Origin of the sequence: Arcicella rosea, from assembly GCF_014204325.1 — a bacterium.
GTDB lineage: Bacteria > Bacteroidota > Bacteroidia > Cytophagales > Spirosomataceae > Arcicella > Arcicella rosea_A.
The window spans coordinates 25,629-44,445 of record NZ_JACHKT010000007.1 but is presented as its reverse complement, the minus strand read 5'-3'; the positions used below and the strand labels follow the sequence as shown (position 1 = coordinate 44,445).

15 protein-coding genes are annotated in these 18,817 nt (G+C 36.6%); 3 read left to right on the top strand and 12 right to left on the bottom strand.

All coding sequences use genetic code 11. From position 1 onward, the window contains the following. Positions 1-12: 12 nt before the first annotated feature. Both HNP25_RS06540 and HNP25_RS06535 read right to left on the bottom strand, forming a co-directional pair. Positions 13-909 (bottom strand): hypothetical protein, encoded by an 897-nt coding sequence (locus HNP25_RS06540; RefSeq protein ID WP_229202806.1) that lies wholly within the window; start codon positions 907-909, stop codon positions 13-15. Positions 910-1,011: 102 nt separating this feature from the next. Beyond that, complete coding sequence (locus tag HNP25_RS06535) at positions 1,012-2,274, bottom strand: YdcF family protein (protein WP_184132179.1); 1,263 nt, start codon at positions 2,272-2,274, stop codon at positions 1,012-1,014. Positions 2,275-2,696: 422 nt separating this feature from the next. Here HNP25_RS06535 and HNP25_RS06530 point away from each other — a divergent pair, with 422 nt between their 5' ends. The 3 genes from HNP25_RS06530 to HNP25_RS06520 all read left to right on the top strand — a co-directional run bounded on the left by HNP25_RS06530 (position 2,697) and on the right by HNP25_RS06520 (position 5,559). Continuing rightward, positions 2,697-3,320 (top strand): murein L,D-transpeptidase catalytic domain family protein, encoded by a 624-nt coding sequence (locus tag HNP25_RS06530; RefSeq protein WP_184132176.1) that lies wholly within the window; start codon positions 2,697-2,699, stop codon positions 3,318-3,320. 47 nt (positions 3,321-3,367) lie between these two features. Beyond that, on the top strand, positions 3,368-5,035 hold the full coding sequence (locus HNP25_RS06525) for a L,D-transpeptidase family protein (protein ID WP_184132173.1): 1,668 nt from the start codon (positions 3,368-3,370) through the stop codon (positions 5,033-5,035). 83 nt (positions 5,036-5,118) lie between these two features. Continuing rightward, complete coding sequence (locus HNP25_RS06520; RefSeq protein WP_184132171.1) at positions 5,119-5,559, top strand: hypothetical protein; 441 nt, start codon at positions 5,119-5,121, stop codon at positions 5,557-5,559. Between the two features lie 316 nt (positions 5,560-5,875). Here the strand turns inward: HNP25_RS06520 and HNP25_RS06515 are convergent, their stop codons facing one another. The 10 genes from HNP25_RS06515 to HNP25_RS06470 all read right to left on the bottom strand — a co-directional run bounded on the left by HNP25_RS06515 (position 5,876) and on the right by HNP25_RS06470 (position 18,491). After that, positions 5,876-6,454, bottom strand: a complete 579-nt coding sequence (locus HNP25_RS06515; RefSeq protein ID WP_184132168.1) for a hypothetical protein — start codon at positions 6,452-6,454, stop codon at positions 5,876-5,878. Positions 6,455-6,677: 223 nt separating this feature from the next. Next, positions 6,678-7,097 (bottom strand): hypothetical protein, encoded by a 420-nt coding sequence (locus HNP25_RS06510; protein WP_184132165.1) that lies wholly within the window; start codon positions 7,095-7,097, stop codon positions 6,678-6,680. Between the two features lie 149 nt (positions 7,098-7,246). After that, entirely contained in the window at positions 7,247-8,521 is a 1,275-nt protein-coding gene (locus HNP25_RS06505; protein ID WP_184132162.1) for an MFS transporter, read from the bottom strand. A gap of 17 nt (positions 8,522-8,538) precedes the next feature. Then, positions 8,539-9,528, bottom strand: coding sequence for a glycoside hydrolase family 43 protein (locus HNP25_RS06500; RefSeq protein WP_229202809.1), 990 nt, complete (start codon positions 9,526-9,528; stop codon positions 8,539-8,541). A gap of 273 nt (positions 9,529-9,801) precedes the next feature. Continuing rightward, on the bottom strand, positions 9,802-10,551 hold the full coding sequence (locus HNP25_RS06495) for an SDR family NAD(P)-dependent oxidoreductase (RefSeq protein WP_184132156.1): 750 nt from the start codon (positions 10,549-10,551) through the stop codon (positions 9,802-9,804). Between the two features lie 194 nt (positions 10,552-10,745). Then, positions 10,746-12,854 (bottom strand): alpha-glucuronidase family glycosyl hydrolase, encoded by a 2,109-nt coding sequence (locus HNP25_RS06490; protein WP_184132153.1) that lies wholly within the window; start codon positions 12,852-12,854, stop codon positions 10,746-10,748. A gap of 38 nt (positions 12,855-12,892) precedes the next feature. Beyond that, positions 12,893-14,101 (bottom strand): mannonate dehydratase, encoded by a 1,209-nt coding sequence (uxuA, locus tag HNP25_RS06485; RefSeq protein ID WP_229202805.1) that lies wholly within the window; start codon positions 14,099-14,101, stop codon positions 12,893-12,895. Positions 14,102-14,318: 217 nt separating this feature from the next. Then, positions 14,319-15,482 (bottom strand): Gfo/Idh/MocA family protein, encoded by a 1,164-nt coding sequence (locus HNP25_RS06480; protein ID WP_184132149.1) that lies wholly within the window; start codon positions 15,480-15,482, stop codon positions 14,319-14,321. Positions 15,483-15,497: 15 nt separating this feature from the next. Beyond that, complete coding sequence (locus HNP25_RS06475) at positions 15,498-16,880, bottom strand: putative oxidoreductase C-terminal domain-containing protein (RefSeq protein ID WP_184132146.1); 1,383 nt, start codon at positions 16,878-16,880, stop codon at positions 15,498-15,500. Between the two features lie 213 nt (positions 16,881-17,093). Beyond that, positions 17,094-18,491 carry a Gfo/Idh/MocA family protein gene (locus HNP25_RS06470; RefSeq protein WP_184132143.1) on the bottom strand — a complete coding sequence of 466 codons (1,398 nt, stop codon included), beginning with the start codon at positions 18,489-18,491 and terminating at the stop codon, positions 17,094-17,096. Between the last annotated feature and the right edge of the window lie 326 nt (positions 18,492-18,817).

The window sequence follows — 18,817 nt, the reverse complement described above, 5'->3', positions numbered from 1 at the left end:
TGGATTATATTTTCACCATTTTAAACTTACGAGATGCACATTTGCCTTGCGAGCAGACGTTACCGCAATACCTTTTTGAATGTTTTTGGTTAGTGCAAAACCTTCTAATTCATCGGTTTTATCAAAGTCCATTGTTTTTAGAACTACTTCGTGTCCTGTCTCTAAAGATTTTTCAAAATCCAAGAAAGTAAATCGCCATCTGCGTCCTTCAATTTGGTTCTGGATTAACACCAATACTTTTTTCTCAGGAACCCAAAGTAAGTTTTGTACAAAAGCACTACAAGTAAATTTCTTATAAAGTACTCCTGCTTCTGAAGTTTTTTTAGCAGTTTTCAGTGCTAACGTATTGTATAAACGTACTTCGTTTTTCTTGTTACCATAATCGGCTGTTGCTACAAACCATTTGTTTTTATACTGTACATATTCTGGACGAGTGCCTTGAATACAGGCATCATCTTCAATCGTATTCAACAAATTACCATCAAGCGTTTTTGTTTTTTGTAAACCATTCCAGTCAACCAAATAAATCATGGCTTTCCAAAGTGTTCCTTCTGGATTTAATCGAATACTGTTCCCGATAAAAGTTGGTTGATTTTTATGAAATGCGATGCCCGTAGGATGATTTATCACATCTTTTCCCGCCAAACTCAATTGTATTTCTTTGCCTGTATAAGTTAAAGAATCATCGTTCAATACATATTCACGAATCATTCCTACTTCTCGATCGCCATAAATAAATGCTTTTTCATCTTGAATACTGATGCCTTGCCCAGCTCCAAGAGAATCAATCGAAAACTCATTTTTAAGCGTTAGCTCAAGGTCTTTTACAGTAACTTTTTGTGCTAAAAAACAAAAACTCAAAATACCAGAGAGGAAAAGTCCACTCATTTCTATGATAGTTTTTTTCATGAGTAAGTTGTTAGTTGTGAATTTCTAATTGTGAATGAGTGATTTGTGATTGAGTGATTAAATAAAATAGTACTTTTTTAAATCACTCAATCACTCATTATTTTATGGATCAAGTGGTTCAAGTGCGTTGATTTGGAGTGCTTCGATAAGCGGATAAAATTCGGCTTCAGTTTCCGACAAGCGTTTGCCTTTTCGGTAAGGCACATGATTCAATTCTTTTTCGCAACGTTTATCCAAATTCAATTCTTGGATATACATACTTTGTGATTTTGAAGTAGAAGTAATACAAGCTTTGTCGAAAGGCATTCCATAACGGAAAATCAAACGAGCTGTATTACGCATATTGGTTGTGGTGTGGCGAGCGTGTGGTTCTACAATAATGGCATTTGCTGGTACTTTAAGTTTTTCAACCATAAATTTTTTCATTTCTATGGCTTCATTAAATTTAGTTTTATAAGGATGAACATTTCCACCCGAAACCACCACAAATGGGGCTAATCCTTCAAAATAACGCAAAGCAGCAACTCTGCAACGCAACATTCCTTCGGCACTTAAAGCTACTTCTGGCTCTTCTGGCCCAGCACCTGGTACAAGAATTACTGCGTATGGAAAAGCTTTCCAGTTAATCGTTTTAATTCTATCGAATGCTAATTTATTTACTGTTGAAGCCATTGGCTCATAATCAGCCACTTGTTCTCGTTCGTTAATTTCTAAAGCCAACAAAGCCGCAGTAAGCGATGGCTCAAAAAACAAATTGTCATTTTTTGTTTCTTCAAGAAGTGTTTTGTGTAAATCGCCCAACAGTTGAGGATAGCTTTTGTGCGTAACCTTAAAGCTGATAGAATCAATATTTGGATAATTTGGCTTTTGTCCCGCTACATAAACACCAATCGTGAAATTAATGCCATGAGCATCTTGTTCCCAAGCTTTGATTAATTGCTCTTTGGCAGGTAGTTTCTGCGATAAAATATAAGTACCTGAAGGAATTAAATGTACTGAAACCATTTTGCCCAAAGCATTAGTTTCGGTATAAAGTTCGCCCAAACGTTTACTGATTTCCTGAATTTCAGCTTCAGAAAATTGCATACTTTCAGCGATACAACTTACTTTACTTTGACATTGATTGGTGGCATTATTCAAGGCTTCTATTTTCTGTTTTGTGATGTTTTTCAGCACTGCATCATTACTTAGAAAATTTTTGACTTCTGGCAGGTTTTGAAATAAAGTAAGGAGATAATAATTTTTAGACTGGACAAAACTTTTGCCTTTTAGCAGTTCATAATTGGCTTTTGCACTTTGTGCTTGCGAGTAATGAAAACTCGATAAGGTCAGCCAAAAAAGGAGTAAAAAGTATATTTTTTTCATCAATTTATTTTTTCTATAAACAAGTATTTCTTCTGCAAAAGAGCATACCTATTCATAATTGGATAAAAGTTTAGTGAGTGAAGGCGTCTGTTTTAATAGACTTGTCTGATTGTATCTTTGAGTTGATTTTCAACTCGGAAGGTGTTCATGAAAAATTAAACTTTGCTGAAGCGTTTTTCTGATACAAAAGTACATTGACTGTTTAACCTGAAAATAATTCCAACAATATCAGTTTGTTAACAAAAAGGTGTATTTTGAATCATTTTATGATAATTTCGTATTAATTATTGCCATTATGCTAATCTTGCTAAATAGGATTTATAAAGAAGTCTAGTTATGAGAAAAGATATTTTTGTCGGTTTGCAATGAAAATAGACACGATGCTGTTAGTATAGAAACAAAACACAAGGAAATTAAATAATATGACTTTCACTTTCCACGCAATTGTACTCTTGCTAAATCTTTGTTTAGCAAAACCAATTCCACCAAAAACTGCTGTCGTTCTTGATGAAACCCAAATACTTTATGCAGATTGCCAGTTAAACGGTCTGGTCAGCTACAGTGCTTTTAAGGAATCTGTAGAAGGCTATCAAACCTTTCATCCATCAAAGCCTATTGTTACCATTGTAGATTTTTCTCTTCCATCCAATGTAGAACGCTTTTTTGTGATTGACATCTCTAAAAAGAAATTACTCTTTTCTTCGTTGGTAGCTCATGGGAAAAAGTCTGGTGAAAATTGGGCTCATGCGTTTTCTAATAAAATAGATTCCCATCAAAGCAGTCTTGGCTTCTATTTGGTTGGCAGTAAAATTACAAGTCCAAAGCATGGCTTGGCATTACTTTTATATGGTTTGCAAAAAGGAGTAAACGACAATGCTCGTCGTAGGGAGATAATTATTCACGGAGCGTCGTATGTAAGTTCAACGTTTATTCAGAAGTTTGGTCGTTTAGGTAGAAGTTATGGTTGTCCAGCTTTACCAAATGATTTGATTCCTAAAGTTATTCCAGTATTAGCAAACGGTAGTTTACTCTATATTCATAGCTAAATTTTAAATGATTTGCTACCCGAATATTTCTAAATTGACTATTTTACATGAAAAAAAAATACGTTTACTTTAAGCTATTTACTTTTGTTTTTGTGCTTTTGATGATTGCTAGTTGTGATAAAGAACAAAAGAAAAGAGGTGGAGTATTGCCTGATTCAAGTATTTATACACCACAAAATTTCACAGATTTAGTAATGGATAGTTCCATTGTGAATACTTTCCTCAGTAAAAATCAATACTCTGATACGATACAAAATGAAGTAAAAGCATTTTATTCAAGAAGAAACTTCCAATTTGCATGGCTTAGTCAAAATGGCTTAACGCACTCTGTAACTGACTTTTACCATCAATTATCTACCTTCCAAAAAGATTTTGCCGATAGTAGTTTACACAATAGTCGCCTTGAAGATTTAGTGGCACTTGCCCAAAACGACGAGAAAAAATTTGTTAAGCAAAAAGCACAAGCACAAGAATTAGAGCTTTTGCTTACTAGCACTTTTTTTAAATATGCTGAAAAAGCTTATGGTGGAATTGCGAAAAATACTTTTGACTTAGAATGGTTTATTCCTAGAAAAAAGAAAAACTACCAAGCTTTATTAGATTCTTTAGTTTCACTTTCTAAAGGAGAAAAAGTACAAGAACCTGTCAATCAATTTTATATTAGATTAAAAGACAAACTCCGTGAATACAGAAGTATTCAGCGAAAAGGTGCTTGGCAGGAAGTAATTACCGATAAAAAACGAATAGCCGTTGGCGATAGTGATTCATGCGTTGTTCATGTAAAAAAACACTTACTCTTGACTGGCGACCTCCGTGAAAATGACGGAAGTATTGCTTTTACGGATTCGTTAGGAGAAGCCCTAAAAAAGTATCAATCAAGAATGGGCTTAGCTCAAAACGGGAATTTAGATGCCGCCACCATCAAAGAATTGAATCTTCCGATTGAAGCCAGAATCAAACAAATTATGATTAATATGGAACGCCTCAGATGGGTTCCTGTTGAAATTGAAAAAGATTATTTACTGGTAAACATACCAGAATTTAGATTGCACATTTTTGAAAATGGTAAAAAAGCTTGGGCGATGAACGTAGTAGTGGGAAAAGCTGCTACCCAAACCAGTATTTTCAAAGGAAATTTATCAACGATTGTCTTGAATCCTTATTGGGGCATTCCGACGAGTATTGTTCGCCATGAAATCTTATCAAAACTAAAAAGAAATCCTAATTATTTGGCTAACAATAATATGGAAGTACTTTCAGGCAATACGGTGGTTAATCCGAACAAAATCAATTGGAAAAAATATAAAGACAATACTAATGTGCCTTTTACTTTCCGACAGAAACCAGGCGACGACAATGCACTAGGAAAAATTAAGTTTTTGTTCCCGAACAATTTCAGTATTTATCTACACGACACGCCATCAAAAGGATTGTTCAATGAATCAAAACGAGCTTTCAGCCACGGCTGTATAAGAGTTGCCGAACCCAACCGATTAGCCCTTTATTTATTAAGAAAAGATTCTACTTGGAATGAAAATAGAGTCAACAAAATTCTAAGTACTGATAAAGAATATGGCATACGTGTGCGTCCAACCGTTCCCGTTTATATTGTCTATTTTACTACATGGGTTGATAGTGCTGGACAAATTAATTTCAGAAAAGATTTATACGATTTAGACAAAAAGCTATCAAAAGAGATTTTTGGGAGTATGTAAGTGATGCCTTTGTAACAGCATTTTATCTGGATAATTATTCCCTCACTTGGAGTTTTGAATACACAAGTCCAAGTGAGGGAAATTTGAGTAATAGCTCGCTTCAATGGAGTTCCAACACCGAAAATCCGAGTAACAGCTCGCTTCAATTGAGTTCCAATACAGAAAATCTGAGTATCAACTCGCTTCAATGGAGTTCCAACACCGAAAATCCGAGTAACAGCTCGCTTCAATGGAGTTCCAACACTGAAAATCCGAGTAATAGCTCGCTTCAATGGAGTTCCAACACCGAAAATCCGAGTAACAGCTCGCTTCAATGGAGTTCCAACACCGAAAATCCGAGTAACAGCTCGCTTCAATGGAGTTCCAACACTGAAAATCCGAGTAACAGCTCGCTTCAATGGAGTTCCAACACTGAAAATCCGAGTAACAGCTCGCTTCAATGGAGTTCGGTCTGGTCGTTAGGTTTAGCGAAGCGTTCCTACGACCCTAAAGTAAAAAGAGCGTCCCGTTCAACCATAATTTAGTAATATTTGGAAAATTAATTAACTCAGCACTTTATTTTAAATTTGTCAATAACTCACTCACTCCTTGTAGCCAATTGCGAGCGAGACGCTCTTCTCTGTTTTAGGTCGTAGGAACGCTTCGCTTAACCAACGACCAGATGGGGACGCTCATCTCGTTCAAGACTGTGTATTGGACGTTTGTTTTAATTTAGGTTGAAACTGAATTAAAGTTTAGCACAAGTAACGCTTTGCTTAATACTTTCGCTAGTTGGCGAAGTGTGTAAACGGACTCGGTTGCGTTCTAAGAACGCCTGACGCACTGACGTAGTGAACAACACTACGCCAAGCGAGGGAAAACACAACGCCAAGCAAGGGCTAACTCATCTAATAAGCCGAAAGTAGGAATAATGTAACTGTCACCATATCCTTCTATTATATTCTTTAAAGCTTTAATTGTATTCTCTAATTCTTTGGCTTTTTCCATTGCTGCCAATGCTCCATTTGAAATTCTGTTAGCTTCAACTCTGGCATTTGCAATAGTTTGATTGTACTCAGAATTTACTTTCAACAAGAGATTTTGAGCCTGTGTTTTTATTGATTCAGCATTGAGTTCGGCTTCTTTTTTAATTTCGGTAGCTTTATTTTTAGCTTCTGAAAGCGTAACTTTTGCTTCTTGATTTATATTGTTAGCTTCAATTTTTGCTAAATCGATTATTCTTTCAGCTCTATTGGTAGCTTCAATACTTTTTTGGTTAGCTTCATCTAATATATTTTGAGATTCATGGATTGTATTTTCCATGATTTTCTGTGCTTCTGCTTCTACATCCAGAATTTTTTCAAATTTAGACAGAGCTTCTATTTTGGTTTTTAACTCTGTGTTTTGGGCATTAACATCTTGCAAGTGGAATAAAGTCACTTTAAGAGAATTGAGGCTTTTATTATTTGTAATTATTAGATATGTTAGATAAATAATGACTACAATGAGTAATAGGACAAAAACTGAGATTCCGATGGTCATTTTAGATGTACTTTAAAGGGTTGATTTTTTATTTAATTATTTTATATTCTTTATACTATGCAAGCCTCTATCTGGTAGTTAGTTAAGCGAAGCGTTCCTACGACCAGGGGCGGGGACATTGCTATTTACTATATGCTTTATATAAATTCTCCATATTGCTTGAGTTCCTGATTTCATTCATTATTCCCTTCTTATAATTTATATTATCCCAATATTCAGGATAATTTCTAATATCATCTTGAATTATTTTTTTTAAATCATCAAAATCATAAGTATGCAGTTTATTAGATAACAGTAGCGATATCTGAATAAAAGGATTAAGGAAAAGAAGGTCAATAGAAAAGTATATTTTAACTCTTTCTACTTTTTCAACAATAAATAAATTACCTACTGAATCATATAATTTTAAGTCTTCGTACCATCCGCTTTTAAACGTTGCCAATGTACATCTTTGTAATCTTGACATATTAGGAATGGAAGATACTGTATGATTTATAGCGATTGCAAAGACAGGAAAATGTATATCATTAAGTGTTATCATTGTTTTTGAGAAATTTTATAAGCTTTACCTCTATCTGGTCGTTGGTTAAACTAAGCATTCATACAACCAGATAAAGTTACAAAAAAAACAAAAAATACCCCAATCAGCAATTACCAACTGGGGGATTTTCTTTTTATATTAAACCTTACTTACAAATCTACCTTCTGCATTTTTGGGGTAAGTAAATGAATAATTCCCCAAGCTAACAAATAAGCAAATCCGCAAACTAAGAAGATGATATTATAGCCACCGTTAAGGTCACCTAATAATTTGTATTTATCCAAAATAATTCCAATAAAGTAAGGAAACAACACTCCTCCCAAAGAACCAGCCATGCCACCAATGCCTACGACTGAACTAATGGCTTTTTTCGGAAACATATCTGAAACAATGGTAAAAATATTGGCACTCCAAGCCTGATGAGCCGAAGCCGCCAAGCTTATTAAAAACACTGCAACCCAAATATCAGAAGCGTAACGAGCCAGCATAATTGGCGTTACCAATACTGCAAAAATTAACATCGCTGTTTTTCTAGCTTTAAAAACCGTCCAGCCTTTTTTGATAAAATAACCCGACAAATAACCGCCTCCGATACTTCCAATGGTTGTACAAGTATATAAAACGGCAAGATGAAGGCTTGGTTTTTTCAAATCTAAAGCAAATGTCGAAGAAAAATACGAAGGCAACCAGAACAAGAAAAACCACCAAATAGGGTCAGTCAGGAATTTACCAGCTACAAAAGCCCACGTTTGTTTATACTTAAATAATTGAAGCCACGGCACAGAATCTCCCGTAATTTCTTCTTCGTTATCGCTATGGATATGCTGAAATTCTTCGGCTGAAAGATTTTTTTTGCGAGCAGGCAATTCGTAAATAAGCCACCAAAATATCAACCAAACAAAACCAATTGCTCCTGTGATGATAAAGGCTTCTTCCCAACCATAAGCTCCTAAAATCCACGGAACCATAATGGGGGCAACAACTGCCCCAATGTTTGCTCCTGAATTGAAAATACCTGTGGCTAAAGCTCTTTCTTTTTTAGGAAACCATTCCGCTACCGATTTGATTGCGGCAGGAAAATTTCCGGCTTCACCAAAACCCAAAGACGCACGGGCAATGCTAAAGCCTAAAGTAGTTTTGGCAGCGGCATGAAAAATAGCAGCGATACTCCAAATAATAATGGAAATCGTGTACCCCAATTTAGTCCCGATTTTATCAATAATTCTTCCGAATATTAATAAGCCGATGGCATAGGCTGCTGTAAAAGCCATTACTACTTTAGAATAATCACTTTCTGTCCAAGATAATTCTTTTTCGAGTGTTGGTTTCAACAAACCAATTACTTGACGGTCAAGATAATTGATGGTTGTGGCAAAAAATAGTAAGGCGACAATCGTCCAACGGTAAGTACCTGATTTTTTCATAGTTAATTGTTAAAGAATCATTTATAAGCGGTGATTGTATGGATACTTCCGTCTGGATTATGCTTCAGTTCAGTCACTTTTACATTTCTCAAATGTGTTTTTCCAGAAAGTTGTACATCATGATAGAACAAGTACCATTTGCCTTTTACTTCAACAATTGAATGGTGGTTTGTCCAGCCATCAACAGGATTCAAGACTACACCTTGATAAGTAAAAGGCCCATAAGGATTATCACCAGTAGCATAGGCGATTAAGTGTGTATCGCCTGTAGAATAAGAAAAATAATATTTCCCTTTGTACTTGTGTAACCAAGAAGCTTCAAAAAAACGTTTGTTATTATCGCCTGCTAATAATTCTATTCCATTTTTATCAAGAATTTTTACATCTTTTGCTTCTTCGGAAAAGCTCAACATATCTTTACTTAACTTCGCAATTTTAGGAGCTAAAGCTGGCTGATTATCTTCTTGCAATTTTCCATTTTGCTCATAAGTTCCTGTTTTCCAACGTTGCAATTGTCCGCCCCAAATTCCCCCGAAATACATATAAAAGCTTCCGTCCGTATCTTTAAAAACGCATGGGTCGATACTAAAACTTCCTTTGATAGGTGCTGGTTCAGCTTTGAATGGTCCAACAGGACTTTTACTGGTGGCTACACCCATTCTGAAAATATCATCTTTGTCTTTTGCAGGAAAGTATAAATAGTAAGTACCATTTTTAAAAGCTGCATCAGGAGCCCACAACTGGCGACCAACCCAAGGAATATCTTTAATGTCTAAAGCTACGCCGTGGTCTGTTACTTTTCCTCCGATTTTATCCATTGATAGAATACGATAATCTTTCATATCAAAACTTCCTCCATCATCATTTCGTTTGGTATCAGATTCAATATCATGTGATGGATAAATATAGATTTTTCCGTTAAACACATGAGCCGAAGGGTCGGCGGTAAAAATATGTGAAACCAAAGGTTGGGAAATAGGCTTTTTTGATTGACCAAAAACAGCCATCGAAGTGGCAAGGAAAAAAGCAGTTAAAAATTGTTTTTTCATGGATAATAAATTTTGAAATGAAGCCTGAGCTTTGAGTTGTAAATCGTTTAAATTGTCTTAATATGATTGAAGACAAATTTATGACAATATCTATCTTTTTCAAGATTATTACAATAATAACATAGAACAGATAAGAACACTTGGTTTGCTTTAAGCATTGGCTTTAGGCAATAGGCTGTTTGCTTCAAAAATTTAACGCCTAAAGCCTGTAGCTTACCGCCTAAAACAATATTAAAACCCAATTGAATTTCCGCCATCCACAGGAAGTGAAGCACCAGTAATATACTTTGCCTCATCAGACGATAAAAATACTGCCGCCATGCCAATATCTTCGGGCTGACCGAAATAGCCCATTGGCGTTCTGTCGAGGGCTTTGTGTTTTCGGGCTGGGTCGGAATTCATAGCGGTTTTTGACATTGCCGTTTCGATAAAACCTGGAGCAATCGCATTTACACGAACATTTTCGGTAGAAAATTCCATGGCTAAAGCTTTTACCATGCCTTCAACCCCACATTTTGAAGCCGTATAAGCCACTACTCTGTCGATACCATAATAGGCAGCCATTGAAGAAATCATCAAAATTGAACCGCTTTTGCGTGGAAGCATTTTTTTGGCACAAGCACGAGTTAGGGCGAAAACGGCATTCAAATTGGTATTGACAATTCTGCTAAATTCTTCGTCTGTTACTTCTACCGCAAATTTTTTCATATTGATTCCCGCATTGTTGACCAAAATATCAATCGCTCCAATTTGTGTTTCAATTTGCTCCACTAAATCTTCTAAATGCTCTAAAGCTGTTACGTCGTTGACGAAATAAAAAGCACTTTCGCCTAATTCAGCCACAGCATCTTTTAACATTTGTTCACGTCTGCCCGTAATGACTACTTTCGCTCCTGCTTGAATCATGCACTGAGCAATGGCAAAGCCAATTCCACTTCCGCCCCCAGTAATTAGGGCAATTTTTCCTTGTAATGAAAACATAAGTTATTTTAGCTGTGAGCTATGAGCCATCAGCTTTTTAATTTAAAGTATTTAAGAACGCATTTGTGACACTGAGTTTAGCGGAGTTTTAAGAGTTTCACAGAGTGTTGTATGGTAATATTTCTCTGTGAAACTCTTTATATTCTCTGTGTTACTCTGTGTCGAACTCTCAGCTCAAAGCTCACAGCCGAAAGCTATCTAAGCTGATAAATCTCCACCAATTTTTTTACTTCTTCTAAACTCCTTTCAGGCTTCGGGAATTGGGCAGGAATTGGCATTTTTGAATATTGTTGGAAGTACAAAACGCAAGCATCACGCCACCATATGGCTTCTCTTTCTTGTACTGCCAAACGCCCTGCTACGTCTTCAAAAATTTCTTTATCAATGTTGGGTTTTACAGAATCCCATTGCTTACGCATATCTTTTACAGAGGCTAAACCTGTGTAATAGCGAGTACAGAGTTCATCCCAAAGGGTGTTGCCTGTTGATAATTTTGTTTTCCAGCCAACATGATGAAACCACAATAAATAAGGTAATGGCGTTTTGGCTGGGTCGTTCCATTGATTTTGCACTTCGGACGTGTAAAGTAAAAGTGCTTCCGAGCCATTTTTTGTTCTGTCGAAACCAATCCCTAAAGTATCAGCACGATGATAATATGCCGAAGCCCAATCGGGACGGTCGCTTTTCATCAACCAAGGCTCTGGCCCAAAGTGAATGCCTTGTCCCATGATATGATGCAAACCCAAAGGAGTAGTGAAATTCACATAATTTTCACGAGATTCTATTAAAAGTTTGGTGACAGTTTTAACCGTTTTTGGCTCGTGACTCAATGTCATTTTCACCCATTCATCAGCAATTTGCTCAGATGATAATTCATGATTCCAAGCCAAACGACCAAAAGCATACCAATTGGCTTGCGACATAAAATGCCCTGTCCAGTTTCTATCCGAACCCGTATTAGCTACGCCTGCAATAGCTGTTAATTGATAATCGTGAAGAGAACCATCTATCACCTTTGCCACCGTTGAACCTTTTCCATTTACATAAGTGTCTGATTCTAAGCACTCTTTAAACAATGGTGCTAAATAAACCAAATTAGTAGTGAAACCTAAGTATTCTTGTGTAATCTGAAATTCCATTGCCAAAGGCGTTTTGGGCATTGCTCCAAAAAGTGGATGAAATGGCTCACGTGGCTGAAAATCTATCGGCCCATTTTTTACTTGTACGATTACTTTTTTATCAAATTGTCCATCCAAAGGTTTAAAATCCTTGTAAGCTTCTTTGTAGCGGTCGCCTTTTTGGTCGTCTTTTGAACTTGGTTTATACACAAATGCTCTCCAAATTACTACGCCAGTGTAGGGTTTCAATGCTTCTGCCAACATATTCGCTCCGTCGGCATGGGTTCTGCCAAAATCTTGTGGGCCGGGTTCGCCTTCTGAGTTAGCTTTTACCAAGTATCCTCCAAAATCTGGAATGATGCTGTAAATCTCTTGTGTTTTAGCTTGCCACCAAGCACGTACTTGTGGGTCGAGTGGGTCGGAAGTTTTTGTTCCTTTGAGAATTTTCGGGGCCGCAAAATTGATAGATAAAAATACTTTAATGCCGTAAGGACGAAATACATCTGCCAAAGCTTTTACTTTCAACAAGTACTCTTTTGTCATAAATCTTGCACTGGCATTTACATTATTTACCACCGTTGCGTTGATGCCAATTGAGGCATTCGCACGGGCATAATCTTTATAACGTGGGTCGATATTTTCAGGCAATTCGTACCATTTCCACAAAGAAGAACCTGCGTAACCTCTTTCGATTGTTCCGAGTGGATTGTCCCAATGATTCAACATTCTGTATTGAATTTTAGGATTACTTACTATCGAAATGTTCGCCAAAGATTTTCCCGTTTGAATATTTCTGAGTAATTCAAAAGTACCGTACAAAATGCCTTTTTCAGTATTGGCATTGATGACGATATTACCATTTTGGCTTGTAATTGAGTAACCTTCTTCATTCAAATCTTTGTTGAGAGACAATTGAAAGACAATTCCTCCAGTACTTTTTGAAGAAGTAACAACTGGAACGGATTTTCCTAACAAGCCTTTTAAACCCGATTGAAATTCAATGGAAGCCGTTTTTATGATGTCAAGTTGAGAATTGACAACTATGAATTTTGTTAGACGAGCATAACTTTCTCGCTCTTGCTGCTTCTTGATTAAATCATATTTCAGCCACAAACGATAGCCATCATCTGCGAAAGTTTTTGTACTTAGGCAAAGCAATAAAAGGTAAAGTATTTTTTTGAACATTCTAGATAAATTTTCTTAAACAATGATGGCATATACACTTACTCCAAACTACGCTCAATCCCCAATTGTAAACCTCTTAATTCTGCTAAACCTTTCAATCGACCAATGGCAGCGTAACCGGGATATGACTTACTCTTTCCTGTTTTATCCAAATCATCTAACATTAAATGTCCGTGGTCTGGTCGCATAGGAATAGCAAAAACACCTTCATTGGCTGCTTTTCTACGATTTTGTTCCAACACAATCGCTTTTACCACTTCGTACATATCGACATCGCCAGCTAAATGAGCGGCTTCGTGAAAATTGAGTGGATTTTCTTCTCTTTTGGTCGTTCTCAAATGTAAAAAATGAATGCGTTCACCAAAGCGTTGAATCATTTTTGGTAAGTCATTGTCTTCTCGCACGCCTAAAGAACCTGTACAAAAAGTAATACCATTTGCTACCACATCGCAAGCGTCCATCAATTGGGCTAAGTCATTTTCAGTACTTACGACTCTGGGCAAACCTAACAAAGATTTTGGTGGGTCGTCGGGATGAATACATAAATTCACACCTAATTCCTGAGCCAATGGAGCAATTTGTTGCACGAAATAATACAAATTCGCTCGCAGTTCTGCATCGCCAATATGTTTGTAATTATCCAATAAAGCTTCAAAATTACTAAGCTCAAATGCTTCTTCCGAACCGGGTAAACCCAATAAAACGGTATTGGTCAGCAAAGCGATTTCTTCGGCAGTCATTTTCTGAAACTTTTCCAAAGCTGAAGCTTGTACTTCTTCCGTGTAATCTAAAGGAGCTTTTGCTCTTTTCAGAATGTACAAATCAAAAAGAGCAAAATCCTCCCAAACAAAACGTAGAGCTTTTGAGCCATCAGGCATTTCATAATTTAGGTTTGTTCGTGACCAATCCAATACGGGCATAAAATTATAACATACCGTTTTGATGCCACAAGCCGCTAAATTTCGGAGTGAAATCTTATAATTTTCAATATAAATTTCCCTCGAAGGCAAGCCTTTTTTAATGTCTTCGTGGACTGGCAAACTTTCTACAACCGCCCAAGTAAGAGGCGAATATTTATCATTATCCGCTTCAATTATTTGGATTCTCTCCTTAATTTTTTCAATCGTCCAAACTTCTCCAACAGGTATTTGGTGCAAAGCAGAAACTACGCCCGTACAACCTGCTTGGCGAATGTGCATCAAAGAAACTGGGTCGTTGGGACCAAACCAACGCATTGTGTGCATCATCTGAGTTGTGAGTTTTGAGTTTTGAATGATGAATTATTTTAATCTGATTGCTGGACAATTTTCTTACACAGTGTTTAGCAGAGGTTCTATTTAGTTTCACAGAGTCATTATAATAATCTCTGTGAAACTCTTTTATTCTCTGTGGCTCTCTGTGGCTTTCATAAAACGTCCATTAATCAGCATCATAGATTTTAATAAAAAAGCTCAAAGCTGATAGCTAAACCACCACATTTCGAGCAAATTTTTGTGCTTTTATCGACAATTCTGTGGCTAAAAAGCAGTGTTCTTGGCTCATGGCTGTTTCTGTACGATTCACAATATCATTTACCAATTGCTCGCCATAAGGTAATACTTCATTGTTACAGTCGATGTACTTCGTTTCTTTGTTGTTTACCAAGTATAAATTATTACCACTATCACGAAGGGCAATATCTATATTTTTACGAATTTCGATATAACCTTCTGTACCAAGAATCGTCAAGCGACCATCCCCCCACGTTTTTAAACCATCAGGTGAAAACCAATCGACTCTTACATAGCCTGTTCCTTCGTTTCCACGCAAAACCATATCGCCAAAATCTTCAAACTGAGGATATTGTTTGTGGGTATAATTCGCTACTTGCGAACTTACTACTTCCGCTTTGGTCGAACCTGTAAAGAATAAAAACTGGTCACATTGATGAGAACCAATGTCACAAAGGATGCCACCAAATTGTTTTTTATCAAAAAACCAAGCGGGTCTTGAAGCAAGATTGATTCTATGCGGGCCCATACCAATCGTTTGAATTACTTTGCCAATCGCTCCTGCTTTTACCAATTCTCCAGCCTTTACTGTAGCCTTATTTTCAAAGCGTTCACTGAACATAATTGAATATATTCGCTTAGTCTCTTTTTGTACTTTTCTTACTTCTGCTAATTGTTCAAGTGTAGTAATACCCGGTTTATCCGACATAAAATCTTTTCCGTGTTTCATTACTCTAATACCCAAAGGAGCTCTTTCACTGGCAATGGATGAACTTAAAACCAAGTGAATAGATTTATCTTCCAAAATTTCTGCTTCGCTTGATGCCTGTTTGGCATTAGGGTATCTTTTAGCAAAATTGCTCAACAAATCTGCTTCTTTCGCAAAGTATGAAACCAATTCACCACCGCCACGAATGACAGCCTCTACTTGTCCATAAATATGTCCATGATTCATTCCAATCACGGAAAATTTGATTTTTGGAGCAATATTTTTGTGAATATAAGGCGATACGATTGTTTTACTCTGTGTTGAATTTGCCACTACTTCTTGTGAAATACTGGGTAATAATACCAAACCAGTCGCCGAAGCAAGGGCATTTTTAAGAAAATCTCTACGTTTATTTTGTTCGTTTTTCATGGTTTCAATACGGTTTTATTTAGCTGACTTAGTCTTTTTGGCAATTTCTAAAGCTTTGGTAGTGATATAATACTTTGAAATCATGTTCGGTACTTCCCAATTGGGTAATTTACCTTCTTTCAAAAATGCTAAGTATTTTTCTGTTACTCTTCCAAAATGTGCTTCATGTCCTTCTTTGTACTTTTCTGGGATAATTACTTCCCAACCTTTGGCATTTTTTTTCACTGAAATCCCTGCAAAATCCTTTTGTAATTCAGCTACTGCTTTTTGAATTTCTGCTTCATAATTTCCCGAAACATTCACAGGCTCAATGTATAAAGTGGGTTTGTAAGCTTGCTCTGCTCCTTGACGAATAATCAGATTGGCTTTTGTGCCACGCATAATGGAGTAATGCGTATCGCCCCCGCCTTCGGGTGCTTTATAAGCCCAAATCACAGAAGCTTTGGCATGAACGCCTTTCAATTGATAGTTGATTTCGCCATTGGCATAAATTTTCAAAGTAGTATCATTGGCTAAATCTTTCTTTAAAAATGCTGGAAATCCTTCTGTTTTCGTGATGGTTTTAAACTGATTTAAAGTCATTTCAGTCGTCCATCGCTTGGCATTGGTGATTTTGATGTCTTTTTTATAATCAATTACTTGTGCTGGAAAACACTCCCACTGAATCAAATCAACTAAATGCGTAGTTACATCTACAATTCCTTCTCCTTGTTGGGCTACGTCCATAAACCAAGTAGGTCTTGTGAGTACACTTCCAGAAACATATTTATAAAAATGATGAACGCTTTCTTTGGTAACGGCTGGGTTTTCGGGCGTACCTTTTTCAAGTTTTCCAAAAACCGAAGGAATCAACGCAAAAGCTCTTTGCAACATCGTACTGATTTCATAACGCTCGGTCATAATATCATAAAGCAGTACTTTGTTTTCAGCAGCTTTTTTAAAGGTCGCTTGAAGTTTCGGAAAATCTTTGGCATCAATAATCATCGGTTTATCGGAAAGTACATTAAAGCCTGCTCCGACCGATTTTGCCAAATAATCTGCTTTGATTCTATTATTTCCAGCAATCACGACTACATTTCCTGCTTTTTCAGCCAACATTTTTTCGAGATAATCATTGCCTGCATAAATTTTCTCGTGCCATGAAGTCGGATTTTCAGCTCTTGAATTATAAGAATTGATTCTGTCTAAATGATAATGCAAATCATTGCCCACGGGAGCATATACTTGCACAGTTGGACTTACTTCTGGATACATATTTTTCTGCACCAAAGCCGCATGAAAATGACCAGGGTCAAGTGTGATAAGTTTTACAGTCTGCTTAGGCTTCTGAGCAAAAGCAAGCGAAGACAAACCTAAACTTATACTAAGAAGTGTTGTATTGAAATGAGTAAATTTCATGTTTTTTTATAGCTGTGAGCTTTGAGCTTTTTTTATTTGCTTTATTAATTGATTTTGGGTCAATTATACACAGAGTTTAACAGAGTTTTTAAAGAGTTTCACAGAGTATTTTCGCTAATCTCTGTGAAACTCTGTGTATGCTCTGAGTTTCTCTGTGTCTCATTCAGAAATCCGATACCCGAAATCTGAAATCCAACACCCGAAATCCGAAAGCTATATTTTTATCGCATAAGGTTTTCTTTGTTCTCTTGCCAATAATAAATTTGCTTCTGGGTCATTAACGAAGCGTTCTTTTTTCGGATTCCAATATAATTTGCGATTCAGTTTCATCGCTGCATGATGCAACAAACAAGCAGAACATGAACGATGCCCAACTTCGGCAGGTGCAATGGGTTCTTTTCTGGAAACAATACTTTCCAACCAGTTGCCATGATGGTCTTTACTCATTGGCAAATGAATTTCGTTTTCACCAATCACCGAAGTAATGATTTTCGGGTCGCTGGCATCAAGAGCTTTTGCAGCCATTTGTTTGGCAATTGGGTCGCTGGCTGTAACAGATGAATCACCTCTCGAAACAAAAATCCAGCCTTCTGTTCCTTCAAATTTTATTCCATTCGGTAATTCATTACTTACTACCATTCTTACACCATTTTCATACAAAGCTTCCGTCGTGAAAATACCATGAACATTCCAAAGTCCTTTTTTAGGAAAATCTGCTTTTCCCCAAATTTCGATTGGCCCAGTATATTCTGTATTCATTGCCCAGTGAGCACAGTCTATATGATGTGAACCCCAACCCGTAATCATGCCCGCTCCAAATTGTTCGCAACGCAACCAACCCGGACGGTCGAAACCAACTTGTGGATGTACTCTTTTTTCGGTATAATATACTTCGGGCGTTGTGCCGAGCCACATATCATAATTTAAGTTTTTCGGAATTGGCATTGCTACTTCTTCATCGCCCGAAGGGTCGCCCGGCAAACCTACATAAACCGTTTTCAAAGTACCGATTCTGCCATTTCTGACCAATTCGGCAGCATATCTAAATTGATTAGACGAACGCTGTTGCGAACCAACTTGTACGATTCTTCCCGATTTTTTTACAGCATCTGCCATCATTCTTCCTTCCGAAATCGTCAAGGAAGCAGGTTTTTGCATATATACATCCTTTTTTGCACCAACCGCATGAATCACAATCGGAGCGTGCCAATGGTCGGGCGTACTGACCAAAACGGCATCAATATCTTTATTCAACAACAATTCACGGTAATCGGTATAAGTATTTACGCCGTCAAAATCTTTTCCTGATTTTTTGGTATAATACTCATTCACTAATTTTTTCGCTAAGTCAGCACGGTTACTATCCACATCGCAAACTGCTATGATTTGGGCATTATCGTACTTCCAAACACCCGGAATATCATGTCCTCTTGAAATTCTTCCAGTTCCAATCGCTCCAATATTGATTCTATTACTCGGAGCATTTTTTCCAAATACCGAAGCGGGAACAATCGTCGGAAAACCAGCAATGACTGTACTTGCCAAAGTTCCTTTGATACTTAGGTCAAGGAACTGTCTGCGTGAGAGGTTGTTTTTCTGTTCTTGTGACATAGTATTTATCTTTTCATAGTTTTTCAAACATTCATTTTTTAAAAGAACCATGTAGCTACTTTTCTACTTGTTTACAATTTTAAATGTTTCCGAATGTCATCGTAAAGATGAAAATTAATTTTTATTATGCAATCGGTTGCATTAAATTTTTTACAATAATTCTTACTATATCACATTTTAAAGTACTTGTCAATTTTTAAAAAAGCTCTTTGAATTATTTATGAACAATATTTTACAAAAATCAGGTTAGAAAAGGTTAAAGAAAAACATTGACTATTTTGCAACAAATTAAAATATTGCATAAAATTGTTTTATCATTGCATTTA